The organism is Algibacter miyuki, assembly GCF_030409805.1.
Taxonomy (GTDB): Bacteria; Bacteroidota; Bacteroidia; order Flavobacteriales; family Flavobacteriaceae; genus Algibacter; species Algibacter miyuki.
Genome location: NZ_JAUFQP010000010.1, coordinates 642737 through 660673 on the forward strand (window position 1 = coordinate 642737; position 17937 = coordinate 660673).

17 protein-coding genes are annotated in these 17937 nt (G+C 34.2%); 8 read left to right on the forward strand and 9 right to left on the reverse strand.

Features of this window, described 5'->3' with window-relative positions:
* Nucleotides 1-8 precede the first annotated feature (8 nt).
* The 6 genes from QWY92_RS10630 to QWY92_RS10655 all read left to right on the forward strand — a co-directional run bounded on the left by QWY92_RS10630 (nucleotide 9) and on the right by QWY92_RS10655 (nucleotide 8525).
* Nucleotides 9-758, forward strand: a complete 750-nt coding sequence (locus tag QWY92_RS10630; RefSeq protein ID WP_290271065.1) for a DUF5995 family protein — start codon at nucleotides 9-11, stop codon at nucleotides 756-758.
* A gap of 182 nt (nucleotides 759-940) precedes the next feature.
* Nucleotides 941-3238, forward strand: coding sequence for a TonB-dependent receptor (locus QWY92_RS10635; RefSeq protein ID WP_290271067.1), 2298 nt, complete (start codon nucleotides 941-943; stop codon nucleotides 3236-3238).
* Between the two features lie 24 nt (nucleotides 3239-3262).
* Nucleotides 3263-4387 (forward strand): PQQ-dependent sugar dehydrogenase, encoded by a 1125-nt coding sequence (locus tag QWY92_RS10640; protein ID WP_290271070.1) that lies wholly within the window; start codon nucleotides 3263-3265, stop codon nucleotides 4385-4387.
* Between the two features lie 10 nt (nucleotides 4388-4397).
* The gene (locus QWY92_RS10645) at nucleotides 4398-4814 is read left to right on the forward strand and encodes a c-type cytochrome (protein ID WP_290271072.1); all 417 of its coding nucleotides are present in this window, start codon (nucleotides 4398-4400) and stop codon (nucleotides 4812-4814) included.
* Nucleotides 4815-5147: 333 nt separating this feature from the next.
* The gene (locus QWY92_RS10650; protein ID WP_290268461.1) at nucleotides 5148-6152 is read left to right on the forward strand and encodes an IS30 family transposase; all 1005 of its coding nucleotides are present in this window, start codon (nucleotides 5148-5150) and stop codon (nucleotides 6150-6152) included.
* 162 nt (nucleotides 6153-6314) lie between these two features.
* Nucleotides 6315-8525: a response regulator gene (locus tag QWY92_RS10655; protein ID WP_290271074.1), complete on the forward strand. Its 2211-nt coding sequence runs from the start codon at nucleotides 6315-6317 to the stop codon at nucleotides 8523-8525.
* Nucleotides 8526-8615: 90 nt separating this feature from the next.
* On the opposite strand, the gene QWY92_RS10660 is transcribed toward QWY92_RS10655, so the two are convergent.
* The 3 genes from QWY92_RS10660 to QWY92_RS10670 are packed head-to-tail and all read right to left on the reverse strand — an operon-like array spanning nucleotide 8616 to nucleotide 10332.
* Nucleotides 8616-8843, reverse strand: coding sequence for a VF530 family protein (locus tag QWY92_RS10660; protein WP_290271076.1), 228 nt, complete (start codon nucleotides 8841-8843; stop codon nucleotides 8616-8618).
* Nucleotides 8824-9048, reverse strand: a complete 225-nt coding sequence (locus QWY92_RS10665; RefSeq protein ID WP_290271078.1) for a DUF6500 family protein — start codon at nucleotides 9046-9048, stop codon at nucleotides 8824-8826. Before QWY92_RS10665 ends, QWY92_RS10660 begins: the two co-directional genes overlap by 20 nt.
* Nucleotides 9049-9051: 3 nt before the next feature.
* Nucleotides 9052-10332 (reverse strand): DEAD/DEAH box helicase, encoded by a 1281-nt coding sequence (locus tag QWY92_RS10670; RefSeq protein WP_290271080.1) that lies wholly within the window; start codon nucleotides 10330-10332, stop codon nucleotides 9052-9054.
* 178 nt (nucleotides 10333-10510) lie between these two features.
* Between QWY92_RS10670 and QWY92_RS10675 the strand changes: the two genes are divergently transcribed.
* The gene (locus QWY92_RS10675) at nucleotides 10511-12367 is read left to right on the forward strand and encodes a M1 family metallopeptidase (protein ID WP_290271082.1); all 1857 of its coding nucleotides are present in this window, start codon (nucleotides 10511-10513) and stop codon (nucleotides 12365-12367) included.
* 85 nt (nucleotides 12368-12452) lie between these two features.
* Here the strand turns inward: QWY92_RS10675 and QWY92_RS10680 are convergent, their stop codons facing one another.
* Nucleotides 12453-13127, reverse strand: coding sequence for a uracil-DNA glycosylase family protein (locus QWY92_RS10680; RefSeq protein WP_290271084.1), 675 nt, complete (start codon nucleotides 13125-13127; stop codon nucleotides 12453-12455).
* A 63-nt stretch (nucleotides 13128-13190) separates the two neighbouring features.
* Between QWY92_RS10680 and QWY92_RS10685 the strand changes: the two genes are divergently transcribed.
* Entirely contained in the window at nucleotides 13191-13325 is a 135-nt protein-coding gene (locus QWY92_RS10685) for a 30S ribosomal protein THX (RefSeq protein ID WP_290271086.1), read from the forward strand.
* 3 nt (nucleotides 13326-13328) lie between these two features.
* Here QWY92_RS10685 and QWY92_RS10690 read toward each other — a convergent pair whose 3' ends face one another.
* The 5 genes from QWY92_RS10690 to QWY92_RS10710 form a co-directional block, all read right to left on the reverse strand.
* Complete coding sequence (locus tag QWY92_RS10690; protein WP_290271087.1) at nucleotides 13329-14054, reverse strand: hypothetical protein; 726 nt, start codon at nucleotides 14052-14054, stop codon at nucleotides 13329-13331.
* 74 nt (nucleotides 14055-14128) lie between these two features.
* Complete coding sequence (yaaA, locus tag QWY92_RS10695) at nucleotides 14129-14887, reverse strand: peroxide stress protein YaaA (protein ID WP_290271089.1); 759 nt, start codon at nucleotides 14885-14887, stop codon at nucleotides 14129-14131.
* A gap of 62 nt (nucleotides 14888-14949) precedes the next feature.
* The gene (locus QWY92_RS10700) at nucleotides 14950-15618 is read right to left on the reverse strand and encodes a VOC family protein (RefSeq protein ID WP_290271091.1); all 669 of its coding nucleotides are present in this window, start codon (nucleotides 15616-15618) and stop codon (nucleotides 14950-14952) included.
* 320 nt (nucleotides 15619-15938) lie between these two features.
* Complete coding sequence (locus QWY92_RS10705) at nucleotides 15939-17657, reverse strand: sodium:solute symporter family protein (protein WP_377878705.1); 1719 nt, start codon at nucleotides 17655-17657, stop codon at nucleotides 15939-15941.
* Complete coding sequence (locus QWY92_RS10710) at nucleotides 17647-17904, reverse strand: DUF4212 domain-containing protein (RefSeq protein ID WP_290271093.1); 258 nt, start codon at nucleotides 17902-17904, stop codon at nucleotides 17647-17649. The genes QWY92_RS10705 and QWY92_RS10710 overlap by 11 nt, the downstream gene beginning before the upstream one ends.
* Between the last annotated feature and the right edge of the window lie 33 nt (nucleotides 17905-17937).

Below are 17937 nucleotides of genomic sequence, written 5' to 3' on the forward strand. Positions count from 1 at the left end.
TTGATGGCATGATTGCAAACACTATAGACGACGTTATTATTCATTTAGAATACATCATTCAAGATTCTATTAAAAACGAAAGTACGTTAGGCTATTTTGCTGCACTCTATCAAAAAGTAACCATTACCGTAAAAAACAAACTTGGTACAAATTATTTTGAAGACGACGTTCGCATGGCGCAATTAGATGTTATTTTTGCCAATCGCTATTTACTCGCTTACTCCAATTACAAGCAAGGCAAACCTGTTTCAAAATCTTGGCAATCTGCATTTGATGCTGCAACAAATTGGCAACCTATTGTCCTTCAACATTTACTTTTAGGGATGAATGCCCATATTAATTTAGATTTAGGTATCGCTGCCGCGGAAATAACAAAGCCTACGACAATAAGACAATTACAATCCGATTTCAATAAAATTAATGATATTTTATCTGCTTTAACACATGAAGTTTCTGCCGATTTAGCTGAAATTTGGCCCACTTTACTCAAAATATTAAAATTCACGAATAAAGTTGATGATTTTATCATAAACTTTAGCATGGGTTTAGCGCGAGATGGTGCCTGGAAATTTGCTAACGTACTTGTAAATTACCCCGACTTAGAAGCTAAAGACATTGCTATAGCCGATAGGGATGCTACTATCTCTAACTTTTCAACATCGATTACCCATCATAAATTTACTATTAAAATGATGTTTTTAATTGCTCGTATCGATGAGCGTGGATCTATTTCTGAAAAAATAAACATGTTGAGATAATTCCGAAGAAAAAATAACACGATTGAGAAAACAAATATCACCCCTTCCCTCTATTCAATAAAACGCTTCAATTCAGAGTCCTTTTTATTTCAGTTTTAAAAAAAATTAACATTTAATAAAATCAAAATATCTTATATTTTGCACCAATAGAACCTACCAAACAAAAGTTGTTCAATCCCGAAATGAAAATATTTAAATCATCCATTTTTCTCAAAGCAAGTATTACAACCATTCTGACTTTCTGTTTCCTAACCTCCAATGCGCAAAACCCTATAAAGGTGCGAGTTATTGAAAAAGAAAATGGCACGCCACTAAAACAGGTTACCATTAAGAATGTTGAGAATAGCAAATTTTCAATTTCGAATGATTTAGGCTACTTTGAAGTTCCTAGCTCTGGCGAATATCAATTTACCAAAACGGGGTATAAAGAAATTAGTATTACACTAAAATCTAACATTAAAATCGTTCAGTTAGAACTTAACCCCAATCAATTAAATGAAGTTATTGTTAACGCGCATCACTTACCTTTAGAGTTAAAAAAAACCAATACTACAGTTAATATTATTTCATCCCACGATATTGATCGTGGTATTACTACCAGCCCTATACACGCATTAAACCGAGTACCTGGCGTATTTATGCAATCGGGAGCTTTAAACACGAATAAAATTTCAATCAGAGGTATTGGCTCTAGAAATTTATACGGAACTTCAAAAATAAGAGCGTATTTTCAAGATATTCCTTTAACTTCAGGGAACGGAGAAACCGCTATTGAAGATTTTGAATTAAGCACCATCTCTAGATTTGAAATTATAAAAGGAGCCGGATCTAGCATTTATGGTGCCGGATTGGGAGGGACTATACATCTCATTCCTGAACACGCTTACTTAAATCGAACCACAGCGGAAAGTGATATTACAATTGGATCGTTCGGACTTGCTAAAAGTGTTTTAAACATCAATCATGGTACAAATAATAACAGTTTCAAAATAATCCACAGCAATACACAAAGTGATGGATACCGCGATAATAATGCGTACAACCGCCAAACTTTTACCTATAATTCTAACCACTTTTTGAACAAAAAAAATGACCTTTCCATTATAGCGAGTTATGTTGATTTAAAAGCTTTTATTCCAAGCTCTTTAAACGAAGATTCTTATAAAAATAATCCAAAATCGGCGGCTTTTACTTGGGCGCAATCAAAAGGATATGAAGATACTCAGCGTGGTATTTTAGGACTTTCTTGGAATCATCAATACACCAATAACCTGAAACAAGTGAGTAGTATTTTTACTTCATTCAAAAAAACATACGAACCCCGACCTTTTGATATTTTAACCGAGAACACAACAGCTATTGGCGTTAGAAGTCGGATTTCTGGAACGTTCAAAACCCTCAATTACACCATCGGTGGTGAATTATTTAAAGACCACTACAACTCAAAAAATTACGACAATCTTTATCAAGACGCTCCAGAAGGCACAGGATCTGTACAAGGTGATAAATTTTCTGATTTTAGAGAAAACAGAACCTATTACAACATCTTTTTTGAAACCCATTATCAAGCTTCAGTAAATACCATGTTTACGTTTGGATTAAATTTCAACAAAACATTTTACACCATAGCAGACCGTTTTATTTCAACCGAAAACCCCGACCAATCTGGTGATTACAGTTTTAAAGCCATGCTATCTCCCAAACTTGGTGTATCTCATCAATTAACGGAAAACATTAATATTTATTCGAATATTAGTCATGGATTTTCGCCACCTACAACGCAAGAAACCCTACTACCCGATGGCTTGATAAATACCGATATAAAACCAGAAACAGGTTGGAATTATGAAATAGGCACACGTAGTGCATTTTTCGATAAGCGATTACAAATCAATTTAGCATTATACCGACTCGATGTTCGAAATCTATTAGTTGCTCGAAGAACTGGTAATGACCAATTTATAGGCGTTAACGCGGGTAGAACCTTGCACAGCGGACTAGAAATGATTTTGAGATACCAATGGTTAACATCGAAAAAATTATTACTACATCAATACGCTTCTTACACTTTAAATCATTTTAAATTTAAAGATTTTGTAGATGAAGGCAACGATTTCTCAGGAAACAAATTAACAGGTTTGCCCTCAAATATATTAAACACAGGCTTTGACTTAGATACAAAACTAGGCCTATATTCCTCCATAAACTACCAATACGTAGGCCGCATACCAATAACCGATAGCAATGCCCTTTTTTCCGATAGGTATAGCGTAACTAACATAAAAATGGGCTACAAATACAACATAAATAAGCACTTTAAATTAAATGGTTATTTTGGCCTCGATAACGTATTCAACACCCGTTATGCATCGCAAATTCTTATTAATGCCACAGGTTTTGGAGGTGCTGCACCAAGATATTATTACCCTAGCCAACCATTAAATTATTACGCAGGAATAAACTTAAGTTATATGTTTTAACTAAATTTATAAAAAAAACAAAAAATGAAACAATTACATATATTCATCGCCATATTTACACTGTCGTTAAATGCATGTGCACAACAAAGCGAATCGCAAGTAAAGGCCGAAACGCCGATAGCCTTAAATTACACCACTGAAATTGTTGTTCCTGAAATAAACATCCCCTGGGGCATGGTTTTCCTACCAGATGGCAGCATGCTTATTACCGAAAAAACAGGTGAACTTATTCATTTTAAAAACGGGACAAAAACGAATATTGAAGGTCTCCCTGAAGTTTATGTTCGTGGACAAGGTGGTTTATTAGATATTAAAATTCATCCTAATTACGCCAATAATGGTTGGTTATATATTACATACGCTTCCGCGGAAGGCGAAGGAGATGGTGGCAATACCGCTCTAATGCGTGGAAAATTATCGGGTAATACTTTAGTTGAAAAAGAAGTATTATACAAAGCAGGTCCGAACACAAAAAAAGGACAACATTTTGGCTCTAGAATCGAATTTGATAAAGACGGATATTTATATTTCTCTATAGGTGAGCGCGGTAATCGAGATGAAAACCCACAAGATATTACGCGCGATTGCGGAAAAATATACCGCTTAAATGATGACGGCTCCATTCCTGAAGACAATCCCTTCATAGAAACACCCAACGCCAAAACAGCCATTTTTAGTTACGGACACCGAAATCCGCAAGGCATGATAAAACACCCAAAAACAGGTGCTATTTGGGTTAACGAACATGGCCCAAAAGGTGGTGATGAAATTAATATTATAGCAAAAGGTAAAAATTACGGCTGGCCTATAATCTCGTATGGTGTAAATTACAGCGGCACCGCATTTACAGAAATCACAGAAAAAGAAGGTATGGAACAGCCCTTATTTTATTGGGCGCCATCCATTGCACCAAGCGGCATGGCCTTTGTAACTTCGGATAAATATCCCGATTGGAAAAACAATATACTCGTGGGCTCATTAAAGTTTCAATATTTAGAGCGATTAGTGCTTGAAAATAACAAAGTAGTAAAGCGTGAAGAATTATTTAAAAATATTGGCCGTGTTCGTAACGTTATTCAAGGGCCAGACGGTTACATTTACGTGGCTGTAGAAGGCACAGGTATTGTAAAAATTGTTCCTATTAAATAAAAATAAACCTATGAAATTCATCGCATTTTTTGTTATAATTTGCTTTTCACTTTACAGCACCATGCCTGTTAAAACATTATATACTCAAACTGATCCTTTAAAAGAAAGCATCGCTCGAGGCAGCGAAATTTACACTGATTTCTGTATGTCTTGCCATTTACCCGATGGTAAAGGAGTAGAAAACGTTTATCCGCCCCTAGCGCAATCTGATTTTCTTATAAAAGAAAGAGTTGAAAGTATAAAAATTATAAAATTTGGTAAAACAGGCAGCATGGTGGTTAACGGGAAAACTTATAACGGCAGTATGGCACCTTTAGGATTAAGTGATGATGAAGTTGCCGATGTGATGAATTATATATCCAACACTTGGGGCAATATAAATGAAACCATAATTACGGAAGACGACGTTGCTAAACTTGAAAAATAAAGCCGTATTAAACTAATTATATACTAAGTTGTTGCTCTCAACGACAATTCTCACTCAATACCCTTAGAATATTAAAAACGCTCCTCCTCTGAAGAATTTCTCAGGAAACTACATAATAGCTAAAAAGTAAGAATCTTCAATGAGTATTTCTATAGCTTTCTATATATAACAATTGAAAAAGCACAATTATAAGAACAAATCAAGGCGTGATAAGAAAAATACTTCTAAAAAATAAATACTTTTCATACTCCACTACGTTACAACCCCTCTCATTAAACAACCCCTCCATTCAATAACTTAACGCAACAAATCTAAATTAATAGATTTGTTATAATGGAAGTAAAAAAACATAGACGACTTACCCTTAAAGAAAGAGTACAAATAGAGACCCTTTTAAACGAAAATAGATCCAAAGCTTATATCGCTAAACAGCTCGGCCGAGCACGATCTACAATCTCTAGAGAAATAAACAAATTAGTAGATAATCCCAATGATAAATACGATGCAGATTTATCGCATTGGTGTGCTAAAGATGATTACCTAAACAAAAGAAATTTAGACAAAATAAGCACTCATAAACCTTTAAAACATTTTGTCTATAAAGGACTTTTATCTCAGTGGACGCCTGAACAAATCTCTGGAAGAATTAAAGAACTTTATCCTAATGACCCTATTATGTCTATCTCTCATGAAGCTATTTACAAACATATTTATACAAGACCTCAAGCCAGTTTAAATAGAAAACTAATCAAACTACTGGTACGTAAAAAAACAAGACGGAGACCGCCTAAAAAAAGACGTGGAACTGGTAGCAAAATAATCAACCAAATCAGTATAGACAACAGACCTAAGCATATTGATGATAGAATTGAAATTGGGCACTGGGAAGGCGACTTAATCATCGGTAAGAATCATAAAAGTGCCATCGGAACCATTGTTGAACGTAAAGCTCGATATACTATTATTATAAAACTTGACTCTAAAAAAGCGGATGAAGTCGCTAAAATGTTTTCTCATAAACTAAATCAATTAAACAACATTTTTAAAAAATCTATGACTTACGACAACGGAATTGAAATGGCTAGACACGAAAAAATAACTCAAAATACTGGTATGAAAATTTTCTTTGCACACCCCTATTCTTCATGGGAAAGAGGTACTAATGAAAACACTAATGGACTCATTAGAAGGTACCTTCCTAAAGGAACAGATTTTAACCAAATTGATGAAAAATTACTCATGAATATTCAAGAAAAACTTAACAATAGACCGCGTAAAATTATTGGCTATAAAACGCCTAAAGAAATTATGGATTCTGAACTTAAAAATGTAGCTTAGTAGCTAACAAAAAAAAGCAACGTTTGTTGCGTTAGAACCTTGAATGCAGCACCTTCATCGTTTTAAATTTTGATTTCTATAAAAAAACTAGCAAATTATTAATTGAAATATTATCAGGTTTTATAATCATTTGTATTTTAGCAATGATATACAAACGATTATATGCTTTTTTTGATTAATTCTGCTCTTAAAAATATTAGGTCTCACTTAAATTATTTAATATTATTCGCCTTTTCACTTAGCTTTTCTCAAAGTGAAAACACAACTTACTTAGACTCTATAAGAGGCGAGGCCTATATTCAAATGGCTTATAATCACCATTATAAATCCTTAAGGTCGGTTAATAGAATAAAAGAGTATGCTAAAAAGCATAAATTACCAAGTTACCTTGCAGAAACCGAGCACATGCTTGGCCTAATCGAAATACAACAAAGTAGTTTTGACAAGGCTGCAGATCACATCCTTAAAGCCATAGAGCGTTACCAAGTATTAAACGACAGTATTGCTTTGTGCAGATCTTATAACCTCTTAGCGTATTCATATGCTATTTCTAATAATTTTTCAAAGTATGCCGAAGCAGTAGAAATAGCAAAAAATTTAGATACTAAAAACGGAAAACAACGCAAGTTTTACATTTATGAAACTGAAATTATAGCATTATATAATCAAAAAAAATATGACCCATTAATTGATTTAGCCCGTCAAGCTATAAATGATTTCATTCAACCAGAAAATTTACAAGCGGATAATGGGGATAAATATATATTTCAAGAATCTCATTTATACAGTTATAAAATGTATCTCGCTTTTGCCTTATTAGAAAAAGGCGAAGATGTAGATGAGGCTCTAAAAATTTTAGATGTATTAAATAACGAAAATTTAGAGTCCATATTTTGGAATAACCCTCGTTTGTATGAAAACAAAAGCAGGATTAGCTATTACAAGGCAAGAAGTTTTATTAATGATCCAAAAAACCAAGATTCTATTGAATTTTACTTGAACAAGACTTTCTTTTTTGCTCAAAAAACTCATTCCTCTTTAAAAGAAAAGCTCACCATTAGTTATGATTTTTTGCAACAAGCCATTAAAAACGAGGCTGAAATTGAAAAAATTCAACTCATAAATAAAAACCACATAAAAGAAAACAATTTAGTAAAAAAAACAAATTATCTTTTAATTACTATTTTATGCATCCTTGCTTTATTTTTAGCCTACTACATTTATTCTAAAGCAAGAATTCAAAAAACAGTCACCTCTTTAAGAATAATGCAAACCAACCGCGATCATTTTTTAGGCATTGTTAGTCACGAAATGAGAACGCCACTTTACGCCTTACAGGAACTTTTCCCCCTTTATTTAAAGGAACAAAAAAGTTCTGTAAAAAAAGAGTATCTATTACAAATAAATCTAGCTTTTATAAGTTTAAGGCATGCCTTAGATAATTCTTTACAATATTCTAGATTAAACTTTTTTGACGCCAAAGTAACTCTGAATAACGCACCTATTCAACTTAACAACTTACTAAATTATATCATTACATATTTTAATTCATTAACTATTATTAATGAGGTAGAGTTACTTGAAGAAATAGCACTAAAAAACAATCGTTTTGATTTAGATGAAGGTAAATTGACTTTAGTTTTAAAAAACCTTTTTAAAAATGCTGTAGAAGCCCAAGGCGCTCACTTTGTACGATTTATTGTTACAGAAGTTGTTTTAGAAAACAGTAGATCCCTAATAAATTTCCGTATCGTTAATGATGGCACAGGTATAAGTCAAAAAGCGATTAATTGCATCGAGAATAAAGATATAAATATAGCGTGTAATGATAGTCAAAAAGGACTAAGCATAGGTCTAATTTTGTGTAATAATCTGTTGTCTTTTTTTAATTCAAGTTTGATATTCAGTAAAAACAAAAATGGTCATCAAGAAGTTTCGTTCAGTATTCATGCTGCTGCTTTAGAAGACGATAAAACCGCAGTTAACATTACGGAACTTAAAGAAATTAGTAAATCGAAACGGGTTTTATATGTAGATGATAACAAAATAAACTTAATGGTTACAAAAAAAAGTGTACAATCATTAGGGGTAGAATGTGATATTGCTGAAAACGGTTTTTTAGCCATAGAAGCTATTAAAAACAAAGCTTATGATTTAGTTTTAATGGACATCAACATGCCTGAAATCAATGGCTACCAAACCAGTTTAGAAATTAAAAAAATAACCAAAAAAACCCCAATTATTGCTTGTACTGCTTTAAGTAAAGATGAGATTTTAGAAAAATGCAACCAAGCTAAAATGCAAGATATTTTAACCAAACCCGTTGAAAAGTACGAGTTAAAAAAAATGATATTTAAATATTTGAATGTATAATCCTGATATAGGCTAACTCATTTAAACTCAATAAATATCGAGATTTATTGATACTACCTTAAAAAGGTAAAACGCGAAAACAACAAATAGTTAACGCTTATTATTTTTTAGCATCTTTAAATACATGTTTTCTACTTTAGTCCGTGCCCAAGGCATGCGGCGTAAAAATTTTAAACTAGATTTCACCGAAGGATTATCTGTAAAACATTTAATTTTAATATTATACCCCATGTATTCCCATCCATAATGCGCCACCAAATCGTTGATAATTTGTTCTAATTTGATACCGTGTAACGGGTTATTTGGCTGAGATTCCATGTACTAGTGCTTTTATTTTTACTGCTTTTTCAAAATGATCTAGTTTATGGGTTTCAATCCACCAAGTGGCAGCTTCCAATAACAATTCTGGATTATCATTTTTGTTTTTAAAAAAAGCATAAAAGGAAACACCAACGGCGTCTCCTTTTGCAGCTATTTTTTTATCGCAAACTTCAATAATTTTATCTTTTAAAATTTGTTGCATCTTTTATTTACGTCTATCAGTACTACGTTTTGGTCTTCTAGAATTACTACTTTTATTAGAGCTTTTACTAGAATTCCCTGATTTATTAGACGGTCTAGAATTTCTGTTCTGGCGACCTTGCCCTTGCTTAATTGGTTGCGTAGACGCATTTGGATCTGGTTCAAAACCTTCCAATACTTCAACCGGAAGTTTATTACCTATAAGCTTTTCAATATCTCTTAAAAACGTTGTTTCATCTGCACTTACCAAGGATAATGCGACTCCATTTGCCCCTGCTCTACCTGTTCTACCAATACGGTGAACGTAATCTTCAGGAATATTTGGAATTTCAAAATTGATAACATGTGGTAATAATGGAATATCCAATCCACGCGCTGCAATATCAGTAGCTACTAACACACGAATGCGTCCACTTTTAAAACCGGCTAACGCTTTTGTACGAGCTCCTTGACTTTTATTTCCATGAATAGCTGCCGCCGAAATACCCGCTTTATCCAGTTTTTCACATAGTTTATTAGCCCCATGTTTAGTACGTCCAAAAACTAAAACTTGTTTCCAGTTTCCATCAGAAATTAACTTAATAATTAATGGCGTTTTTAAACCTTTAGCCACACGATATACTTTTTGAGTAATCGCTTCAACTGCTGTATTTTCTGGTGTGGCTTCCACCTGCACCGGGTTATTTAAAATCCCATGCGCTAATTTTTTAATATCTTTAGAAAACGTGGCCGAAAACATTAAGTTTTGGCGTTTTTCTGGCATCGATTTAATAACCTTTTCGATGTCGCGTAAAAACCCCATATCAAGCATTCTATCAGCTTCATCTAAAACAAAAATTTCGACACGTTTAAGTGACAATAATCCTTGGTTTTGTAAATCTAATAAACGTCCCGGAGTGGCTACTAAAACATCAATACCTTGACGAAGCGTTGCTACTTGTGGTTTCTGGTTTACACCACCAAAAATAACTGCACTACGTAAATTTAAAAACTCACTATATTCTCTAACATTCGCATAAACTTGCGCTGCTAACTCACGTGTTGGTGTTAAAATTAAAGCACGAATTGGTCTGAATTTATCCTTCGGATTTTCAGATAAAATATGTAAAAGCGGTAATGTAAAACCTGCTGTTTTCCCTGTTCCTGTTTGTGCCGAAGCTAAAACATCGTGCCCCTCTAAAACTGGAGGAATGGCTTTTTCTTGAATTGGACTTGGGGTAGTGTATCCTTTTTTGCTAATCGCTTTTAGCAAGGCTTCGGATAAGCCTAAAGATTGAAATGACATAAAAATTGTTTAGTAAAGCTCTTTATTCGAGCTGTTGAGATGACAATTTATGTAGTAAACACCATCTCTTATATTAAGTTGCAAAGGTACGTTTAATTTTTTCGATGTTAGTTTAATTCTTTATTTTAAAGCAAAAACGAGTAACTTCGTCGTAAATTTTTTAAAAATTCAATACTCTATGAAAAAGACCCTACTCCTATTCGCCAGCTTAGTGCTTTTATTTGCTAGCTGCCAAAACACTCCAAAAACAGCAGTTATAAACCATTATATTGAAGAACCTCACTCATTTTCTCAACCCAACAAAGCCGTTGTAACGCATTTGGATTTAGATATTAAAGTCGATTTTGAAACGGAAATCATCACAGGAACGGCATCTTACTTAATCACCAATAATAATGCTTCGGAAATTATCCTGGATTCTAAATTTTTAGAAATTGAAAACGTGCAAGCCGATGGTATCGATACTAATTTCTCTTTAGACACATTTGACCAGCAACTCGGAAATGCATTAAAAATAGCTATTAAACCCGAAACCAAGCGTATTAGCGTTTCATACAAAACCACCAACAAAACAGAAGCCTTACAATGGTTAAAACCTCAACAAACGGCCGATAAAGAGCAACCATTTCTATTTACACAAGGTCAGGCAATTTTAACACGAACATGGATTCCTATTCAAGATAGTCCGCAAATTAGATTAACCTACAACGCCACCGTTTCAGTGCCTGCTCAACTTATGGCCGTTATGAGTGCTGAAAACCCAAAAGAAAAAACCGAAAACGGCGTTTACAGCTTTAAAATGAAACAACCTATTTCACCTTACCTAATAGCCCTTGCTGTTGGTGATATTGCTTATAAACCCATTAGCAATCGTACTGGTGTTTATGCTGAAAAATCGATGCTTGAAGCTGTATATAATGAGTTTTCAGATATGGAAAACATGGTCGCTTCCGCAGAAAAACTTTACGGCACTTACGCTTGGGAACAATTCGACGTTATTGTTTTACCACCAAGTTTCCCGTTCGGCGGCATGGAAAACCCACGTTTAACCTTTGCAACACCAACCGTAATTGCAGGCGATAAAAGTTTAACCTCGCTTGTGGCTCACGAATTGGCACATTCTTGGTCGGGAAACCTAGTAACCAACGCCACATGGGACGATTTTTGGCTTAACGAAGGTTTTACTGTTTATTTTGAAATGCGCATTATGGAAGCCCTTTACGGAAAAGATCGTGCGAATATGTTAGCCCGTATTGGCAGACAAGATTTAGAAGAAGAATTAGCAGGTTTTAAAGATACGCCTAACGATACCAAATTAAAATTAAACCTTGACGGAAGAAATCCCGACGACGGCATGAACAGTATTGCTTATGATAAAGGCTATCTATTTTTAAGAACTTTAGAAGAAACTGTGGGACGCGAAAACTTTGATGTTTTTCTAAAAAACTACTTTAATTCAAATGCATTTTCAACGATTACGACGGAAAAATTCATCACTTATTTAAATGAAAATTTACTCGAAAAACACCAAATCTCTTTCAATACTGAAGCATGGATTTACGAACCTGGAATTCCAGAAAACCAATCCATTATTGTTTCTGATAAGTTTGAACAGGTTGAGAAAACCGTTGCAGAATTTGTAAAAACAAACAGCATTGATAAAACTATTACTAAAACTTGGACGCCACAAGAATGGGTGCATTTTGTTCGTAATTTCCCAGAAGACATGTCGGCAGCACAAATGAAAATACTGGATAATACTTTCGATTTAACACATTCCAAGAACTCCTATATTGCTATGGTTTGGTACGAGCAATCTATAAATCATGATTATCACAGCAACGATGTTGATGCTCAAATTGAAGCTTTTTTGATAAAAGTAGGACGTCGTTGGTATGTTTCAACTATTTACAAAGCCTTTAAAGGAAATAACAAAACAGACGTTGCTTTAGAAATTTATAAAAAAGCACGGGAAAATTATCATTCGGTAACAACAAATACAATTGATGCTATGCTAGGTTATAACCCTGAATAATTTTCAATTTAAAACTTAATTCTATTCATAAAAAAGCCCCGTTTATTAAAAATAAACGGGGCTTTTTTAATTCGCTTAAATCACATCAGAAAAACTCTCTATACTGCATTACTCGAAAATCGAAGGTGTTAAATTCCGGGTTACTTGCTTTCAACTGTTTATAAAGCGGCATACTACCAATAGCCCTATTTGCAGAACCTGAAGACGATGTTAAGGATACTGTTTTAATAATCCTTGGTGCATCGGATACCGACTCAACAGGCATTTTAAATTCATGAATTCGTGGCACTTCATTTAAAACAACGTCCAATTTCAGGTTATAGTTTTTAATGTGTTTTCTAAAAAAATATTCAGGTCCATTTTTACTATTTCCGCCAGTAAATAACAACGTATCAATATTCGGATATTGTTTTAAATAACCAATAATATCACGAAGTTCTATATTTTTCATTCCTAAATCGGAAGCATCAATTTTATCGCGTTCGCAACTATTTACAATATCACAAACTCCAATTTTATGCTGAATAAAAAACGCCTTACGTTCAGCTATAGCTTCTTGTGAATTATCAAAACGCAAGTTCAAATTATGAATTTTATCAATATACAACCATAACGAATTGTAATAACTCCCATAACAAAAATCGACATCCTTTTCTAAAAGCTTGCCCGTTGAAAACCGAGGAGGCGGCAATGTACCTACAATTAATTTTGTAGTATCCTCATTAATAAACGGTTGGTATGGATGCTGATGTTTAAACACGTTTTACTTGGTTTTTAAGCTAAAATTCAATACCTTATTTGTAATAAAAAAACATATTCTACAATGGGAAAAGGAGACAAAAAAACAAAACGCGGAAAAATAAACAGAGGTACTTTTGGTGCACGCCGACCACGAATAAAAAAGCGGCCCTCTATTGAAAACAAACTTGATATTAGCAAGAAGGCTAAAATAAAATAGTGATTATGCTATTTGCGACAGTAATTTTTCGGCTTTAGACACGGCAAATCGATACAGTTTTCTGTTGGGCTTTGTCATGTGTTGGGCTTCTTTTTGAATCTCTTCCAAAATAGTTTTAGCATCTTCATTTTTGTTTCTACTGATATAGAATTCTGCTAAAACCACACGTTCATCATAAAAAGAATATCGAATATCTATTTGTTTCAAGTTGAATTCTGCAGCTTCAAAATCGCCTAATTTCTCGTATGCTAAACCACAAATAAATTGGGTTTTAGATTGCTTATATTCTACTTTATCTTTTATTTTATCTGCAAAAACTACGGCATTGTTGTAATCTTTATTCAGGAAATAGGCTTCCACTAATTTACTATTCACGTAAAAATCGTTTTCGTAACCATCGTTAAGCGTCATTAAATAATGAGATAAAGCATTCTTATAATCTTTATTTTCTAATTGTGCATCGGCAAGATTTACTCTGTTTTGGTACGATTCTGAAAATTCCAACTTGCTTTCTAAGTCTTTAATTTTCTTCGTCGGATTTATAATATGCGTAATCTCACTCGTTAATTTTTGGGCATCGCGTTTGTTATAAACCTGGGTTAACAAATAAATAATACATCCAATTACAGGCACAAAGAAAATTAGAAACACCCAATAATACGAGTTTCTGTTTTTGTAAATGTGATATACACAAAACACTTGAAACGCCACAATAAGGTAATAATACATTGATAAATTTGTGTTTTAGTTTGTGCTCGAATTTAAGATTTTCAATTTAAAACCTTATAAAAACAACGTTAATTTTAACGCGTAAAAATCAAGTCGTTTTCTTTAGACATTTCTTCACTAAAACCATAACCACCGTAATTAAACCCTTTTAAATCGTCTATAGTTTTAGCATCGGTATCAATAATATAACGTGCCATTAACCCGCGCGCTTCTTTAGCGTAAAACGAGATTATTTTGTATTGTCCGTTTTTAAATTCTTTAAAGTTAGCGGTTACTACGGGTACTTTCAATTCTTTTTTATCGATGGCTTTAAAGTACTCGTTACTTGCTAAGTTTAAAAAGATTTCATCGTCTTCTAATTCTTCATTTAAGGCTTTTACAATGTCCTTTTTCCAGAATTCATATAAGTTTTTTTTGGTTCCTACAGGCATTTTTGTGCCCATTTCTAAACGGTAAGGTTGTATTAAATCGGTTGGTTTTAAAACGCCATATAATCCCGAAAGAATTCTTACGGTACTTTGTAATAGTTCTGTTTTTTCCTCGGGGATATTGTAAGCATCTAAGCCTCGATATACATCGCCATTGAAAGCATATACGGCTGGTCGGGCATTTTCTGGAGTAAATGGCAATGTCCAATCTTGATTACGGTCGTGGTTTAACTGCCCCAAAGCATCAGAAATACTCATGAGTTTTGATAGATCTTTTGCCGATTTCTTTTTAAGCACCTTATTTAAACGTTCGGCTTGTTTTAAAAACGAACCTTGGGTGTGTACGTTATTTGGTAATTCGGTTTCTAAATCGAGTGATTTTGCTGGAGATATAACTAATTTCATCTTTATATTTTTAATGCCCCAAAAGGGTTGGTATTTATGTTTTACTATTTTTTTTGAGACCTCTAAATTACAATATTTCTATTAGTCGGGATAACTTCATTGTTTATAAAACTAAAGTTGTAATCTCCTTTAACTATAAAATCGGCCGTATGCGGAACCTCTTGCGTGGGATGCCATGTTTTAACGGTTTTATTAATTAAAATGAATAAGCCTTCGTGGTTTCCTAAAGCACAAAACCGATTAAAATCGCCATCGAAAACAGGAATTGATTTTATGTTTGAAATGGATTGGAACACGGTTTTTATATCTTCGGTTGGCAAGCCTATTTCACTTATTGATAGGATGCTTTTTGATGAAAACGCTTCTGAACTTATTTGGTTTAAATCGGCCCGAGCAATAAACTCAACAATATTATTATCGGCATCGTAAAAATAGATAGCTTTTGCATTCCACTTTTCGAAGTTTGAAATTTGCTGATCACCATCGGGTAAAATAACTACCCGTTTTTGAAGCCACAATAAGGCTTCTTCTACTTTGTTTGATGGTATATTAAATGCAAAATGTGCGGGTTTAACCGATTGTTTAAATTGAAAACTCAACATACCATCTCCCGTTTTAAAGGTCACTTTTTCTTTGGAATCTAACAGTATATTGAAACCTAAAACATTTTTATAAAACTGCTTTTGTTTTTCAATTTGATTTGTAAATAGGGTGAGTTCCTTAATTTTCATACTTCAAAAGTAATAGATAAAACTAATACCTTAAGCATGTTTTAAATGATAAAACCTATTTCAATATAAAAAGATGTTATGGAAGATTATTGGTAACGAATCACTTTTTGAGTGCTAATTTTAGCGGATATACCCGCGTTAGGGATTGATGCGGCATCCTTTTTTTTTGATTGAAAACCTTAAACTAGACGTTAAAAACTAGCTTCATTTTTATGCTAAAGCTCACAAATACGTACACAATCTAAAAAAAGATATAGCGGAAAGCCCGACCACCGCTAAGCTATTAAAAGCTTGGCGGTGGTAACGCCCCAATTTATATGTTAATGTGTTGCCTCTCCGGCGCCACTTGGAATTCTAATATTTTCTACAATTTCTTGTACATACTCTGGTGGTTCGGGTGTGAATTTCATAATAACAACAGATACTATAAAGTTGATAACCATGGCTATGGAACCGAAACCTTCGGGCGAAATGCCAAACCACCACTCGGCTTTTGTACCGCCGCCAAACCAGCCAAATTTAAATTTAAGCATGTAAAACAGCATGGATAAAATACCGACAACCATACCGGCAATAGCGCCTTCTTTGTTCATTTTTTTATAAAAAATACCCAAAATAATGGCTGGAAAAAAGGAGGCTGCTGCCAGCCCGAAAGCGAGCGCGACGGTTGCTGCTACAAACCCTGGCGGATTGACGCCAAAATAACCTGCGACACAAACAGCTGCTACTGCCGCTAAACGTGCTGCGATTAATTCGCCTTTTTCGCTAATGTCTGGCTTAATCATTTTCTTGATTAAATCGTGAGATACAGATGCTGAAATAACTAATAACAACCCGGCAGCTGTTGATAAAGCCGCAGCTAATGCACCCGCAGCTACTAATGCAATTACCCAGTCGGGCAAATTAGCAATCTCTGGATTCGCCAGCACCATAATATCGTTATCGACTACAAGTTCGTTTTTATCTTTATCTGCTAAATATTGAATATTGCCATCGTTATTTTTATCGGTAAAGGTGATTAACCCAGTAGTTTCCCATTTTGTAAACCATTCCGGCATACTTGAATATGGCTTATTGGATACCGTTTCGATTAAATTAGTTCGAGCAAAAACCGACACGGCTGGTGCTGCGGTATATAAAATAGCGATTAATAATAAAGCTAAACCCGCCGATTTTCGAGCATCTTTTACTTTTTTAACGGTGAAAAATCGAACAATAACATGCGGTAATCCTGCTGTACCTACCATTAACGCTAATGTAATTGCGAAAATATCGGTTAACGATTTTGTGCCTTCGGTATATTCTGCAAAGCCTAACTCCGTACTTAAACCGTCGAGTTTATCTAGTAAATACGTTCCTGAACCATCGGCTAATTGGCTACCAAAACCTAATTGAGGAATAGGGTTCCCCGTCATTTGAATAGATATAAAAATGGCTGGTACCATAAACGCGAAAACAAGCACACAATATTGTGCGACTTGCGTATACGTGATGCCTTTCATACCGCCTAAAACAGCGTAGAATAACACGATAATCATCCCAATGATAACACCGGTATTAATATCAACTTCTAAAAAGCGAGAAAACACTAAGCCTACGCCACGCATTTGCCCTGCCACATAAGTAAAGGATACAATAAGTGCGCAAAACACACCTACGGAACGTGCGGTGTTTGAATAATAACGATCGCCAATAAAATCGGGTACGGTAAACTTTCCGAACTTTCGTAAATAAGGTGCTAATAATAAAGCTAAAAGTACGTAACCGCCTGTCCACCCCATTAAATACACAGCACCATCATACCCTGCAAAGGAAATGATACCAGCCATGGAAATGAATGAAGCTGCACTCATCCAATCGGCTGCTGTGGCCATACCGTTAGCTAGTGGAGATACACCGCCACCGGCTACATAAAATTCTTTGGTTGATCCGGCTCTAGCCCAAATGGAAATACCTATATAAAGTGTAAATGTAAGACCTACAATAATGTATGTCCAGTTTTGGACACCTATGCCTGAGAGAAAAAAACTATGCATCATATCCGTATTTTTTATCGAGTTTATTCATTAAACGAACATATACAAATATCAAAACAACAAATACATACATAGAACCTTGTTGTGCAAACCAGAAACCGAGTTTGAAACCACCCATTTTAAAATTATTGAGGGCATCTTTAAAAATGATTCCTGCCCCAAAGGACACAATAAACCATATAAATAGTAAAAGGAGAACATATTTTATGTTCTCCTTCCAGTAGGCTTGCGCCTTTTCTTTGTCTGTCATCTTAAATTTAGTTTAGTTTAGCTGGTAAAGCGG

What these genes read in the sequence shown, in the direction of transcription:
- QWY92_RS10670 (WP_290271080.1), bottom strand. Translation starts at nt 10,332, where the DNA reads ATGTCATTTCAATCTTTAGGCTTATCCGAAGCCTTGCTAAAAGCGATT.
- QWY92_RS10675 (WP_290271082.1), top strand. Translation starts at nt 10,511, where the DNA reads ATGAAAAAGACCCTACTCCTATTCGCCAGCTTAGTGCTTTTATTTGCT.
- QWY92_RS10640 (WP_290271070.1), top strand. Translation starts at nt 3,263, where the DNA reads ATGAAACAATTACATATATTCATCGCCATATTTACACTGTCGTTAAAT.
- QWY92_RS10705 (WP_377878705.1), bottom strand. Translation starts at nt 17,657, where the DNA reads ATGATGCATAGTTTTTTTCTCTCAGGCATAGGTGTCCAAAACTGGACA.
- QWY92_RS10665 (WP_290271078.1), bottom strand. Translation starts at nt 9,048, where the DNA reads ATGCAACAAATTTTAAAAGATAAAATTATTGAAGTTTGCGATAAAAAA.
- QWY92_RS10630 (WP_290271065.1), top strand. Translation starts at nt 9, where the DNA reads ATGATTGCAAACACTATAGACGACGTTATTATTCATTTAGAATACATC.
- QWY92_RS10660 (WP_290271076.1), bottom strand. Translation starts at nt 8,843, where the DNA reads ATGGAATCTCAGCCAAATAACCCGTTACACGGTATCAAATTAGAACAA.
- yaaA (WP_290271089.1), bottom strand. Translation starts at nt 14,887, where the DNA reads ATGAAATTAGTTATATCTCCAGCAAAATCACTCGATTTAGAAACCGAA.
- QWY92_RS10685 (WP_290271086.1), top strand. Translation starts at nt 13,191, where the DNA reads ATGGGAAAAGGAGACAAAAAAACAAAACGCGGAAAAATAAACAGAGGT.
- QWY92_RS10655 (WP_290271074.1), top strand. Translation starts at nt 6,315, where the DNA reads ATGCTTTTTTTGATTAATTCTGCTCTTAAAAATATTAGGTCTCACTTA.
- QWY92_RS10710 (WP_290271093.1), bottom strand. Translation starts at nt 17,904, where the DNA reads ATGACAGACAAAGAAAAGGCGCAAGCCTACTGGAAGGAGAACATAAAA.
- QWY92_RS10635 (WP_290271067.1), top strand. Translation starts at nt 941, where the DNA reads ATGAAAATATTTAAATCATCCATTTTTCTCAAAGCAAGTATTACAACC.
- QWY92_RS10700 (WP_290271091.1), bottom strand. Translation starts at nt 15,618, where the DNA reads ATGAAAATTAAGGAACTCACCCTATTTACAAATCAAATTGAAAAACAA.
- QWY92_RS10645 (WP_290271072.1), top strand. Translation starts at nt 4,398, where the DNA reads ATGAAATTCATCGCATTTTTTGTTATAATTTGCTTTTCACTTTACAGC.
- QWY92_RS10650 (WP_290268461.1), top strand. Translation starts at nt 5,148, where the DNA reads ATGGAAGTAAAAAAACATAGACGACTTACCCTTAAAGAAAGAGTACAA.
- QWY92_RS10690 (WP_290271087.1), bottom strand. Translation starts at nt 14,054, where the DNA reads ATGTATTATTACCTTATTGTGGCGTTTCAAGTGTTTTGTGTATATCAC.